The sequence below is a fragment of the Woronichinia naegeliana WA131 genome, assembly GCA_025370055.1.
GTDB classification, from domain to species: domain Bacteria; phylum Cyanobacteriota; class Cyanobacteriia; order Cyanobacteriales; family Microcystaceae; genus Woronichinia; species Woronichinia naegeliana.
Genome location: CP073041.1, coordinates 4,292,989 through 4,305,269, shown reverse-complemented (window position 1 = coordinate 4,305,269; position 12,281 = coordinate 4,292,989). Strand labels below are relative to the sequence as shown.

Here is a 12,281-nt window from a genome sequence, read left to right as displayed (position 1 = left end):
TAAAACGGGATAGCAAACGCCGATCACTTAAAATCCGATAAAATAGTGATTAGGTGAAATCAAGGAGAAAAATCATCTATGGCAACCAGCTCCGAAGACGTATGGCAAATCTTAGCCGAATCAGAAAGACAAATTAGCAGATTTGGGGCTAAATTTGGTGGCTTTACTGAAGGATTAGCTCTACCCTCAATGGAAACGGTTCTCCGCGAACAATTTGGAATAAAAGTAATCTGTCCGAGTGTAAGGATATGCAGAAACGGTGAAGAACAGATGAGAATTGATGTCCTTGCTTATGCTAACGCTCCCATTAATGCCGCCTACATTGTAGATGTCAAAAATCATCCTGTAGAAGACTCGATTCTAAGTACAGGACAAAAAATGTAGGGAGTCGAGAAAAAGAGAAAAATTGGGTAGAGAAGGATTAAGAACAAGATGACGAAGATGGTCAAAACCAAGACGAAAAAGACTCTGCGCTAGGCGACCATGTTTCTTGAGGGGAATGGGATGAAGATGATGAATTGCTAGACCAGTTTTGAGAGACCAAGCCAAAGCTAAAGTCAGTAAAGCCAAAAGCTTACGAAGACGCTTGGGGTCAGTAAAGTGAGTAGATTCCAAGCAAAAGCCACGAGTCTTAAAGATGCCAAAAAGGGTTTCAATGCCCCAACGCAGGGCATAATCGTGAATAAGACCTTGGGAATCGGGATGTCCAATGACGATGAGTAGAGAATTATCAGGCAAGCGAAGAGCCTCTACAGAAACAGGATATCCCCAAACCCGACAACTCCCTTGAAGACGTTGAGATTCACTCTTTTGCAAGATGGGCAAAAATGACTTTGGCGGCCAAAAGCTTGCCATTGTGCTCAATCTTGTCCGTAGCCCGAATTCTCAGACAGAAAGCCAGTAGCGGTTCGAGCAGAAGATAGCGAAGCCAAGCCTGACCAATAAACTCACGGTCGCCACATAAACAACGAATCAGGGCGGTGGGAAAAATCTTGAGCATCTCCTCGATAAAACGCATTCGTTCATCACTGTTAGAATTGCCCTTTTTCTTGCTAAGCATCCACCACAAGATGGGAATGGCTACTCCTTCATGGACAATGCCGACAGTGAGGATATTATAACCATGACTGCCAAACTCCCAGGTTGTGCGGTCAATACTTAATACCCAAGGTTGAGGGATATCCAGCCAACTGACTACAATACGGGCAATGTGATGGTAATCCAGCTCAAATCCTGAGAAAAAGCGTTGTAAGCGTTTGTAATGAGAATCCACCAATGCCCGACCTTCAAAACCCAGAGCCAATTCTTTAAGGTTAACCGTTTTCACTTTGAGGAGGGCGAGTAAGAACAAGGCTAGGAAGGAGAGTCTGGCACCATGCCATCCCAAATGGGGTTTTAGGGCTTGTTTCAATGCGTTATATTGGTTCATGGGTTTTCTTACATTACGTTCATCTTCCATGAAACCCCTTTCTCGTATACTTTTCAAGCCTTTTGTCCTGTACTTAGGACTCGATTACTCAACTTAAAAGCATCCTGCAACGTTTTCGATTTTTCTGCCCTGTACATCAGAATAAACAACTCTATGGCATTTTAGCGGCGGTTAATATGTCTCCCGATTTACGAGAAAAAACTTGGCAAGAAGGATTTTATGTTGCTCGTATTCACGACCAAGTTTTTGAACTGGATACTCCTGAAAATTTTCAACCTCAAAGTTATTAGTTTAGTTCCCTTTTTTCAAGCCAACCTACGAAGCGGCGATCGCCCTAGATTGTTCTTGACTTAATAAGCGAAGTCCGAATATCCAAGCAGGGGGGTTATTGTTGGTATAGTCACCGCGAAAATAACCGTTAATGGTTGATTCTTGAGGGCCTGCAACAACTTTCCAAATTTTTTCTAAACGGGGAGATTTGGCGGTTTTAATATCAGGGGATTTGACGGGGCCAGTAATATCAGATAATGAGCAATAGGGGATGTCCATATAGGCATCATATTCATTAAAGGTCGTAGGATAAACTCGTAGTAAATAGGCGGTGATGGTTAGGGTTTGACCTTGAGAAGTTTCGATTTCAACGGTTTCATTCCAATAATCTTGTTCCTGGGGATGGTGGTGCGAGCTATCATAGCGAAAGGGATAGGTTTTCAAGAAATACAGTTCGGGCTTTTTGGGGCGTTGTGGTTTACTATCCTGAGATTCGGTATTATTTTGAAAAGTTGTTTCCGAGTTACTTATGTCTGGCATGAATGATGATCCTCTTCCAAATAGCTATTCTCAAATCATAGAGCTTATTTTTACAAATGCCAAAGAATCTATCAATACTCTTGATAGTCGTGTTAATCTTCTCAATACTCAATTGAGTGCGCTGGCGGGTTTTAGTGCAGCATTAATCAAGTTTGCGGGAGATTTACCCGATCAGCAGGTGATTATACAGGATTCATTGCCTTGTTATAGTTGTTCTGTTATGAATGTTTTAAGTTTGGTTTTATTGGTTGTTTCAGCGATTATTAGTTTAGTAGGAATTTTGAAAAAACGAGGTGGGGAAGATTCGATTATTTCTCCTAATGAACAGGTGGAGAAATTTCTTGAGTTAACATCCGATGAGTACAAATTGTGGTTTGTTGACAAGTATGAGAAGGATATTGAAACTCTAGCTCGTTTAAATGATTGGAAAGCGAGACAATTAATATTAGCTGGAAACTTTTTTGTAATTGGTACCGTTTTCTCAGCGTTAAATTTGATTTTAGCAACAGTATTAAAATAGTTTTTTGGGATATATTATCATTAAAAAACACCCAACAAATTATTAATGTAATAAATATAAAAAGATGCGTTACATTTCATTAATGCGCCAATTAAAAAATGAAGTGCATAAGCTGGATCGCCATTCCAATCTCTTCAATGATTGCCCCTTCACTCTACATTCTGCATCGCAAACAGGATCACTTTTTGTTACTGGGTAAGGGGTGATTGCAGTTTTAAACTTTTACCAACAAGGAGACAGCGATCACCCCTCAAATTCTCAAAGAATGATCGCACCTCCCACATCCCTAAAACAGCGATCGCTTCTCCATTCTCTTATTTTTAAAAGCGATCGCGTCTTATCTAATTCTAAAAACGATTTCTGATGATTTCCCTTTAAAACAGGATAGAAAACGGCGATCGCTAATTATATTGATAAAAAACGATTAGACGGATTTATGTTGAGGATTAGAGTTAGCAATTTTCTGAAGATAGGCCTCTTTAAAATATTCTATCTTGTTTGCCAAAATTGGGTCTTGACCTTGAATAAAAATTATTTGTTCGTTACGATTCATTCTCATGATTTCGTCCGAATGAAGAAGTGGTCTAACTTGTTGCGTTTTTGTAATTCCTTGATTAGTGCTATTACCTCCATGTTGTCCATAATTTCGACTTTGCCCTTCATTAATAGATTCTACTTCAATAGTTTTCTTCCCTAGTTTTTCTGAAACATATTTAGCCGTTTCTAAATCAGCCACACCAAAATACTGCTGAACTTTACTACTCGACACAAAGGGTTGCCATTCATCATTAGGATAAAGAGCTTTTATTTGGGATAGATCTTGAAGAATTGTCCAGATAGTTGCTCCATAGCCTCTGACAATTGAAACGGCATCTCTCAGAGAGTCCATACGACCTAACTGTGCCATTTCATCTAATAAAAATAAAACTCGGTATTTAGGCTTACCTTGAACGCTTAAAATGGCTCGAATGGCTGTACTTATCCATAAGCGAAGCAAGCGAGAATAGGATGATAATTTATCAGTAGGCAAGACTAAATAAATAGAAATATCACCCCGTTTTTTTAGATCTCTAATGTCAAAACTACTCTTAGATAAAGACTTAACTACTCTAGGAGAATCAAGAAATCCGGTGTTACTTTTGACGGTGGAAAGGACACTGGCTGAAGTGTTTTCTGGTAATTGTTTAAAGCTAGATGCAGTTCTGGCGATTATTCCATGAGCATAGGGGGAACTTTCCATCATATTAAGGATAAAAGCTAATTCATCAGCAGGGGAAGTGAGCAGTGTTCTCACCTCTCCTAAATGTCTCGATTCTTCAGGCAATTCACAAACTACATACAGAATCAATCCTGTCAGAAGAGTAACTGCTTCATCATTAAAGTATTTATCATTGCCTTGCTCACTTTTTGGTCTTAAAATTAAAGAATCCGCCAAAGTTCTTGCGTCATCAATTAAGTCATCTTCATTGGGATCTAAAAGATCCAATGGATTTAATTTTGCTCTATTTTTCTTGTCACAAATTTCAAAGGGATCTAAACAGAATACTCCTTGTCCCATGCGCCGACGTGCGAGGGCTGTTACTGCATAATTTTCTCCTTTAGGATCAGTAACAATAACTGATCCTGGGTAGGTTAAGAGATTGGGAATAACAACTCCAACGCCTTTTCCCGCACCAGGGGGAGCAACAGTTAGTAAATTACCTTCAAAGCTACTAAAATCTTGATTAAATCTGAGTAATGTTGAGTCTGGCTGTATTTTTTGCTTAGATGAAAATGAAATAATTCCTTTCCTTTTAGCAATTTTCCCTAAAAGAAGACCTTCTGACTCAAATAAATTTAAGGATTTCATATCGGTTTCATCTGACCAACGTGCTGTAGCTTGTCCAGAGCCAATTCTTTTTTTATCAGAATTTTTACCCAAAAAAGGAAAAGTTTTTGCTTTAAGAAGTATTGCAATTACAACACCACCACAAAAAATAAAAATAAGATGACTCAACGTTAATCCAGCCCAGATAAAGTGAGCAATTATAACTAATAAGAAACCTCCCAGGAAATGGAAAGGATAAAGACGAGTTAGATCGAGTAAAACTAGAAATATTTTAGCAGTGAGTTGCAAGAATATTTGGACGAGTTGAAAAAATACCTTCAATAAACCTCCAATCATATAAATTTTAACCCCTACTTCTATTACGAAGATTTTCTTGAATTGCCGCCGCTCTTCTTTCCGCGTCTTCTCTTTCTGCTTTTTCGCGCGCGTCTTTTGCTCTTTCTGCGGATGAGTAGGATACCTCGGCTTTCTCGCTCCAGGTCTGAGATTTTTCTCTTTGATTTTCTTCGCGTTGCTTAAGTTGCTTTCTTAGCGATTCGGCTTCTTCTCTACATTGTTCAGCTTTTTTTAATTCACTGCCTGCTGCTTTTTCATATGCGCTGGCTTCTCTAGGATCACGAGATCCAGCCATTTTTGCTAGAGACTTATATTCTTTTGCCTTGCTCTCATGATCTCTAGCCTCAGCTTCAAGTTTGTTGATATTAGCTTGTATTGCTGGCTGACTTAACGACATGATCATCACCTCATTATTAATGGATAAATTGCTTAGATTCAAAATTATAGAAATTTAGTCTTTAGCTTTGATTTTTGATTGAATATCCTCCTTATAGTTTGAAAAAAAGTTCAACAAAATAATAACTGGAAATAAAATTCCACAGATTATTAACACAATCAATCGATAAATCCCATTTGTTGAACCACCAAAGAGAGTATCCACAATGTTGTTACTACGATTATTAAGTAATTTATTATTAATATTATACTGGGTAACTCGGGCTGAGAACCAATACAGAGGGACAAAAACAATTGCTAACCTAGAATAAATTAAGCCGCCAACTATAGCTAAAATCCAACTACCTGTAAAATGACGTTTAAGATTTGCTACAATTAAACTTTCCCTTGTACGAATACTACTTATAATTGTTTCATCGTTAAGATTAAGACTCTGAGCTTTAATAATATATAATTGAGCTTCATCTATATGCGCTCTTTCTGTTGCATAATAAGCCTCTTGCCAACCTTCTTTAGTGACGTATGTCCAACCTAGAATGCAAGCATCAAGATACGCATATCCTAAATTTTCTTTGTACCGCTCGTCTTCAGGTTCTTGAGCTACACAACGTTCAAGAATTTCAATACCCTGCTTATATTGAGTCTTGTGTTGAAGAGTATTACTATTAGTGTAAATTAAACCTTGAGCCTGTAAATAGATTGTTTGCGGATCTATTGAATAGGCGCGCTCAAATTGTTCAAGTGCTTTCATCAAGGCTTCATCGGGTGAATTGGCAACAGCCATATATTTTTGCGAATCAGCAGTTGATTGTAGGAAAAATCCATAATCAAAGTAGAATGGAGCGTAGTTGCGACGCTGTGAAATAGCTTTTTTAAATTCATAATCTGCCTCTCTTGTCTCACCCCATTTAGCTTTAGCACGCGCTGAAACCGCCCATGCATCTGCATTTGTTGGTTCTAATAAAGTTGCCCTTTCTGCAACAACGATTGCATCAGGAATTTGACCATCGGCAATAAGCTCTTCTGCTTCTTTAATTAGCTCACTTGAATTTTGAGATAAATTGTTGTCATTAACTTGACGTGTTTCAGGCGGATTACGAGCGAGATCACGATCATACTGTTGGCGTTTATTAGCATCAAGCAGAATGGTCTTAGCTTCTGCCAACTCTTTCATTACTCGTTCAGCTTCTTGTCTGCGATGTTGTTCGGGATGATTTTGCAGTCCAAGATATCGCCGTGTTTGCCTGCGAATTGCTTGGTCAATTTCGTGTTCTGAGGCAGTTTTGTCAATTTCTAACAGTTTGTAGTAGTCTTTCATGATTTCTCCAGGGGTTTTACTTGAGTTTAGGAAAGTCATTAAAAATTTACTGAACAGTGGTCATGCTCATTCTTACTTGTTTATCTGCTACTTGGTTTTCTGTCAATGAACGCCCTTCAATTTGAATTTCACCCAGAAATTCAGGCTTTTTAGGAGTCAGATCAAAGACTTTTACAGTAATCATTTGATTTGCATCATATTCAAAATCGACGCGAATGGGTGAGCCTTTAGGGTAAGGCTTGAGTTTCATCGGCTTTTCGGCTTTGATTGTAACTTCTTTGGCATTTTGACTCTCACCTTCAGTAACTTGCACAAGAACTTCGCGCTGATTATCTTGAATAGTGCGAAATTCTTCACTGAATTTACAAGGAATAACAGTATTTCTTTTCAAAACAATGCTATTAACCTTACGATCATTCTGATCTACCGAAATAACTCCCATGCTATGGGAAGTAACATCTTTAATTTCAACTAAGGGGAAGTCTTTTATCTCTACTAAATCAGAAGTTCCCTCTTGAATTTGTAATAGCGCAGCTTGAAATGCTGCTCCCATTGCAACAGCCTCATCTGGATGCAACTCCATAGAAGGTTTTTTTCCTGCCATTTTCTCAATGAGAGCTGGAACTGCTTTCATTCTTGTTGACCCACCAACTAGAAGGATCTTATCAATATCTTTCCAGGTCAATTTAGAGTCTTCAAGGACAAGTTCGGTGATTGTTTCTGTTCTTTGTAGCTCAGGTTGAGTAATTTCCTGGAACTTTTCCAGTGTGATTGGAACAGAAATAGTTTTTCCTCCTGCGGTTAAAAACACTTTAGTTGAATTTTTACTAGAAAGAGTTTTCTTGGTGATTTCTGCTTTGTCCCTTAAGTCTTGAGTTAAAGTCGGGTCATCATAAAGGTCAATTCCCGATTCTTTCTTGAATTCTTCATTGAGGTAATTCATAATTTTATTATCCCAATCAAAGCCTCCTAAATCTTTATCCCCACCTGTAGCAATGACCTTAATTTCTCCCTGCACAATTTCCATGATTGTGACATCAAATGTCCCTCCTCCTAGATCATAAACTAAGATTTTTTGGTTATTTTCTTGTTGATTAATTCCATAGGCTAATGCGGCCGCCGTAGGCTCATTCATAATCCGTAATACATTCAATCCCGCAATTTTTCCAGCATCCATTGTAGCTGTACGTTGAGCATCATTAAAATAGGCAGGCACGGTAATCACTGCATCTGTAATACCTTCTCCTAGTGCTGTTTCTGCATCTTCCTTCAATCTTTTAAGAATAAAAGCAGAAATCTCTTCAGAAGTATATTCGTCTCCATTCTCGGAGATAAATTTCCAATTTTTTTGTCCCATGTATCGCTTTACAAATTGAACCGTATCAAGAGGCATAGCAACAGCAGAGCGCTTAGCTATACTTCCAACAATAGGTGAACCATCCTCAAATAAAACGACCGAAGGTGTTATTCGCTCTCCCTCTCGATTAGGAATAATTTCCTGTTTGCCATACTTGTTAGTAAAAGCAATAGCACAATAGGTTGTTCCTAAATCAATACCAATAGCTTTAACCATAATAGTTTCTCCAAGTTAAGTTAGTTAAATTAAATTTAAAGTTAAATATCCATTGCCTTTAGTTTTTGCGTACTTGCATTAACAATATCATCAGCTAGAATATTTGATTTTTGCATGATAGACTCACGAGAAACTTGGCCACTTATCTGTTCACGGATAACAACTTCAATAATGCCGTCAGCCGTATATTTAAGAGTGACATCAATTTTTAATTCCCCTGCTTTGCAAGGAGGTAAGTTTCTTAATCCTGCTTTACCGATCCTGTCCACATCAGGGGAATGAGGATCTTCATCTTCTCCTTGAAGTACATCAAATTCAACCCTGGTTTGATTATCCTCTAAAGTTGTGTAATCCTTAGTCTTTTCACAGGGAATTGGAGTTAACCGAGGAATAATAATACTATTAATATATTTGCCTGTTTGTGAAGATTTAACTCGAACTCCTAAACTATGAGAAGCCACTTCATTGATAACCAGATCAACAGATTCTCCTTTATCTGATTTGAGATCTGGTATTTCTTGGCTTGTTTTTTTCCCATTTGATTTTTTTGGAGTCTCTTTAGTCGTAACAACAGCTTGAATAGCAGCCCCCAACGCCACACATTCATCAGGATTAGTGTCTTTGACGGGTTCTTTTCCTGTTACACGCTTAATCATTTTTTGAACAGCAGGAATACGGCTAGATCCGCCTACCAATATGATTTTATCAATGTCTGACCAATCCATATTGGCATCTTTAATGACTTTCTCCATATAGGTTTCAGTCTTGTTAATCAAATCTTCAATTAAATCCTCAAAATTATCTCGATCAACGTTGACACTGGCGGTGTTTCCCCCATGAGATAAAATAACTTTTACGGATGGTCTTAACCCAACATCTTTTTTAGTAATTTCAGCTTTTTGCCATAATTCATGATGGGTATGAGGTTGTTCTCTTAAGTCCATATTATGGACTTCTTTAAAATCTTCAGCTAGATAATTAACTAGCAGCGAATCTATATCACTGCCTCCTAATTTTGGATCTCCATCAGTCGCTAAAACCGTAAATTCACGATCTTTAACTCTTAAAATTGTGACATCAAAGGTTCCACCTCCGAAATCATAAATGAGAATTGTTTGATTCTCTTCTTTATCTAAACCATAAGCTAATGCCGCAGCAGTAGGTTCATTAATAATGCGAATAACTTCTAATCCTGCAATCTGAGCAGCTTGTTTTGTTGCTTCTCTTTGGGAATCTTTAAAGTAGGCAGGAACACTAATTACTGCTTTTTTAATCTCTTTTCCTAAACGTTCTTCAGCATCATTTTTAAGTTTTTTAAGAATGATAGCGGATAACGTTTCTGGTAAATAATCTTCCCCGTCAACATTAAAACGAAACGATGGATTACCCATATCTCGCTTAACAAATCTAACCGTTCTCTCAGGATTAGTAATTGCTTGATTAAAAGCAACTTGACCAACAATGGGTGTACCATCTTCTTCTTCAAAGAAGATAACCGATGGTGTTGTTCTTTCTCCTTCTAGATTAGGAATAATTTCAGGTTTTCCATAGCTATTTATGTAAGCGATCGCAGAAAACGTTGTTCCTAAATCAATACCGACAATGACTTCTTCACTCATGTTAATTTCTTTTTAAAATTAGCTTTAAAGTTTAATTTTTAATACTATAAAAATAGGGAACTACGCCTTATGATATTTGAATATAATTACCTCCTCTGGCCGTAAAATTCGATTGCCATAGCGAAATCCACTACGGACAATAGAGAAAACCTTATTATTCTCCGACTCAACAGCAGTTTTTTGAGTTTGAATCGCTTTTTGTTGAGTAGGATCAAATGAGAGGCCAGCAACCGTCTGTATGATTTCTATTTGTTGACGGAAAAGAATTTCTAACACCTCCTCACTGACTGAGGTTAAAATTCCCTTAATTGCATCGGACTGAGTTGAAAGATTTTGATCAGTGATACTCTCCTTAATGGTTTCTACCCTGTCAAGTAGTAGAATGAGGTCAAGATAGAGAGATTTAACACTATCGAACGCTGAATTCTCTTTCAGTGCTTCCAGTTCACCATAAAGTAAGTCAAAAGCCTTTTCCTTGTCCTTATCGTAGGTGAGGCGTTGCTCAAAGACATTGTTCAATGATTTTAACTGGGTTTCAAGCTCAGTGAGCTTACCGAGAATTTGATGCTCTGCATCTGAAGTCGGTGATGACTCTTCAGAGTGAATCACTGTTGGCCGAGAATCTGGATAGATTTGATCGCTATCCACAGGGAACTCTGTAGGCGGACAGTCTGAATTAACTTGATCAACATTCATAATTTTGATAAAAAATCAGGACGAAAGCGTCTTTGTCTCGTTTTTTAATGGCCCAAACAAGTCAAACAGGAGAAATTACTTATGCCGTTTAGCGGTTTACAGTGCTAGATGACACCACCACACCAGTGACACAGTTAAATATAAATTAAAATGTCAAGTATCGTAATCGGAAAAGTAGGACATTTTTGGATCGGATAAATAGGGTAAAGTATCGGAAATGTCGGAATTATCGGCTAAGATAACGATTAAAGATTCATCGGGCTATTAATTTATGTCTCAAGAACATTTACCTGATACTGTTCTAAAGTTTTTAGATGAGTTGGTTTTAGCGAAAACAGGACAAAATCTAGACTATTTTCAAAAGATAATTCTTGAAGGTACTTTCGATGGACAAAAATACGCGGATATTGCCAAAGAATTTCATGTGAGTGAAAGTCATATTCGGGATAAGGCTTCGGAATTATGGAAAATCTTAGGCGAAATTTTAGGAGAAAATATTAGTAAATCAAATATCCGAGCAGTCTTAGAGAAATCCCAATTTTATAATCATGTTTCATCTGGTAGAGATTTTGTTTCTTTTAATAATATTCATATCTGTACAAATAACTCATCTCCGATAGAAAAAAGTTCAGAACCCGTATCTAATCCCAATACACCTTTGATTGATTTAGGAAATGCCCCCGATATTTACCGTTTTTATGGACGCTTGCAAGAATTAGAAACTCTAGAAACCTATATTATCCAAAATAAATATCGTCTCATCACTATTTTAGGATTAAAAGGTATGGGTAAAACGACCCTTGCTATTAAGCTTATTGAAAATATCAAATCTAACTTTAAATATATCATTTATCGAGACCTTACTTTTTGTCCAAGTTTAGATGAAACACTCACTAATATTCTTAAGTTGATAGATGCTCAAATGCCTGTTGCACAAAAGCTTGAGAGTAAACTAAATCTTTTATTAGCAACTATAAAAAAACATAAACTCTTGATTATTTTGGATGATCTACAAAATCTATTTTCCCCCAATCAACTGGCGGGAAACTATCAATCAGATTATAAAGATTATCAACGCTTTTTTAAATTAGTAGCTGAAGTTAATCATCAAAGCTGTCTTATTTTATTAAGTCAAGAAAAACCGATAGATATTACTTTTACAGAAGCCAAACATAAATTAGTTAAGGCATTAGTTTTGTCAGGTTTAAAAGAGAAAAGTATAGAAATATTTCAAGATTATCATCTTTTAGATGAGCAAAAGTGGATAGAACTAATTAACCTTTATCAAGGTAATCCTCTTTGGCTAAAATTAACATCTAGCTTGATTCAGGAATTATTTTTGGGAAAGGTTAATCAATTTCTACAGCACGAAAATCCTATTTTGGGAGAAGCTTTACGACAAGTCTTAGCTGAAGAGTTACAGCGATTAACGCAATCAGAAAAAATTATAATGACAGAGTTGGCAAAATTCAACTGTCCTGTTTACCTAAAAGAAATTCTTCATCAATCTTCTCTCCCTGTTGCAGACTCATTAAATGCAATTCATTCTCTAGTCCGAAGAGCAATGTTAACAACGGAACAAGAAAATGAAGAAATTATTTTACATCTCAACCTCGTGTTGAAAGCCTATTGTATTTCTTCTGTAGCGATTGAGTAATATCCTGACAACTGGACAGTGCGAAGTTCTAGGAAAGTCAACGAGTTTACTAGGGTTTCAGCCCCCAACGTCCTTCAAACCTCTTCAAGACTCACAATC

10 protein-coding genes and 1 pseudogene are annotated in these 12,281 nt (G+C 37.2%); 3 read left to right on the top strand and 8 right to left on the bottom strand.

Annotated features, from left to right (window positions below; genetic code table 11):
* Nucleotides 1–78 precede the first annotated feature (78 nt).
* Nucleotides 79–384 carry a hypothetical protein gene (locus KA717_21690; GenBank protein ID UXE58643.1) on the top strand — a complete coding sequence of 102 codons (306 nt, stop codon included), beginning with the start codon at nt 79–81 and terminating at the stop codon, nt 382–384.
* Here KA717_21690 and KA717_21685 read toward each other — a convergent pair.
* Both KA717_21685 and KA717_21680 read right to left on the bottom strand, forming a co-directional pair.
* A pseudogene (locus KA717_21685) lies at nt 361–1,429 on the bottom strand (IS4 family transposase). The gene KA717_21690 and the pseudogene KA717_21685 sit on opposite strands and share 24 nt — an antisense overlap.
* Nucleotides 1,430–1,744: 315 nt before the next feature.
* Complete coding sequence (locus KA717_21680; protein ID UXE58642.1) at nt 1,745–2,239, bottom strand: hypothetical protein; 495 nt, start codon at nt 2,237–2,239, stop codon at nt 1,745–1,747.
* Between KA717_21680 and KA717_21675 the strand changes: the two genes are divergently transcribed.
* Complete coding sequence (locus KA717_21675) at nt 2,238–2,759, top strand: hypothetical protein (protein ID UXE58641.1); 522 nt, start codon at nt 2,238–2,240, stop codon at nt 2,757–2,759. The two genes, KA717_21680 and KA717_21675, sit on opposite strands and share 2 nt — an antisense overlap.
* A gap of 424 nt (nt 2,760–3,183) precedes the next feature.
* Here the strand turns inward: KA717_21675 and KA717_21670 are convergent, their stop codons facing one another.
* The 6 genes from KA717_21670 to grpE are packed head-to-tail and all read right to left on the bottom strand — an operon-like array spanning nt 3,184 to nt 10,525.
* The gene (locus tag KA717_21670) at nt 3,184–4,923 is read right to left on the bottom strand and encodes a type IV secretory system conjugative DNA transfer family protein (GenBank protein ID UXE58640.1); all 1,740 of its coding nucleotides are present in this window, start codon (nt 4,921–4,923) and stop codon (nt 3,184–3,186) included.
* Between the two features lie 7 nt (nt 4,924–4,930).
* A complete protein-coding gene (locus KA717_21665; protein ID UXE58639.1) occupies nt 4,931–5,362 on the bottom strand; it encodes a hypothetical protein in 432 nt (143 codons plus the stop codon).
* Between the two features lie 12 nt (nt 5,363–5,374).
* The gene (locus tag KA717_21660; protein ID UXE58638.1) at nt 5,375–6,676 is read right to left on the bottom strand and encodes a DnaJ domain-containing protein; all 1,302 of its coding nucleotides are present in this window, start codon (nt 6,674–6,676) and stop codon (nt 5,375–5,377) included.
* Nucleotides 6,677–6,683: 7 nt separating this feature from the next.
* The gene (locus KA717_21655) at nt 6,684–8,210 is read right to left on the bottom strand and encodes an Hsp70 family protein (protein UXE58637.1); all 1,527 of its coding nucleotides are present in this window, start codon (nt 8,208–8,210) and stop codon (nt 6,684–6,686) included.
* Nucleotides 8,211–8,251: 41 nt separating this feature from the next.
* Entirely contained in the window at nt 8,252–9,829 is a 1,578-nt protein-coding gene (locus tag KA717_21650) for an Hsp70 family protein (protein UXE58636.1), read from the bottom strand.
* A gap of 60 nt (nt 9,830–9,889) precedes the next feature.
* Nucleotides 9,890–10,525: a nucleotide exchange factor GrpE gene (gene grpE / locus KA717_21645; protein UXE58635.1), complete on the bottom strand. Its 636-nt coding sequence runs from the start codon at nt 10,523–10,525 to the stop codon at nt 9,890–9,892.
* Between the two features lie 271 nt (nt 10,526–10,796).
* Here grpE and KA717_21640 point away from each other — a divergent pair, with 271 nt between their 5' ends.
* The gene (locus KA717_21640) at nt 10,797–12,182 is read left to right on the top strand and encodes an ATP-binding protein (protein UXE58634.1); all 1,386 of its coding nucleotides are present in this window, start codon (nt 10,797–10,799) and stop codon (nt 12,180–12,182) included.
* Nucleotides 12,183–12,281 lie beyond the last annotated feature (99 nt).

Bases quoted from the DNA above. Each gene is read 5' to 3' on its own strand.
- KA717_21690 (UXE58643.1), top strand. From the start codon at position 79: ATGGCAACCAGCTCCGAAGACGTATGGCAAATCTTAGCCGAATCAGAA.
- KA717_21675 (UXE58641.1), top strand. From the start codon at position 2,238: ATGAATGATGATCCTCTTCCAAATAGCTATTCTCAAATCATAGAGCTT.
- KA717_21680 (UXE58642.1), bottom strand. From the start codon at position 2,239: ATGCCAGACATAAGTAACTCGGAAACAACTTTTCAAAATAATACCGAA.
- KA717_21670 (UXE58640.1), bottom strand. From the start codon at position 4,923: ATGATTGGAGGTTTATTGAAGGTATTTTTTCAACTCGTCCAAATATTC.
- KA717_21660 (UXE58638.1), bottom strand. From the start codon at position 6,676: ATGACTTTCCTAAACTCAAGTAAAACCCCTGGAGAAATCATGAAAGAC.
- KA717_21655 (UXE58637.1), bottom strand. From the start codon at position 8,210: ATGGTTAAAGCTATTGGTATTGATTTAGGAACAACCTATTGTGCTATT.
- KA717_21650 (UXE58636.1), bottom strand. From the start codon at position 9,829: ATGAGTGAAGAAGTCATTGTCGGTATTGATTTAGGAACAACGTTTTCT.
- grpE (UXE58635.1), bottom strand. From the start codon at position 10,525: ATGAATGTTGATCAAGTTAATTCAGACTGTCCGCCTACAGAGTTCCCT.
- KA717_21640 (UXE58634.1), top strand. From the start codon at position 10,797: ATGTCTCAAGAACATTTACCTGATACTGTTCTAAAGTTTTTAGATGAG.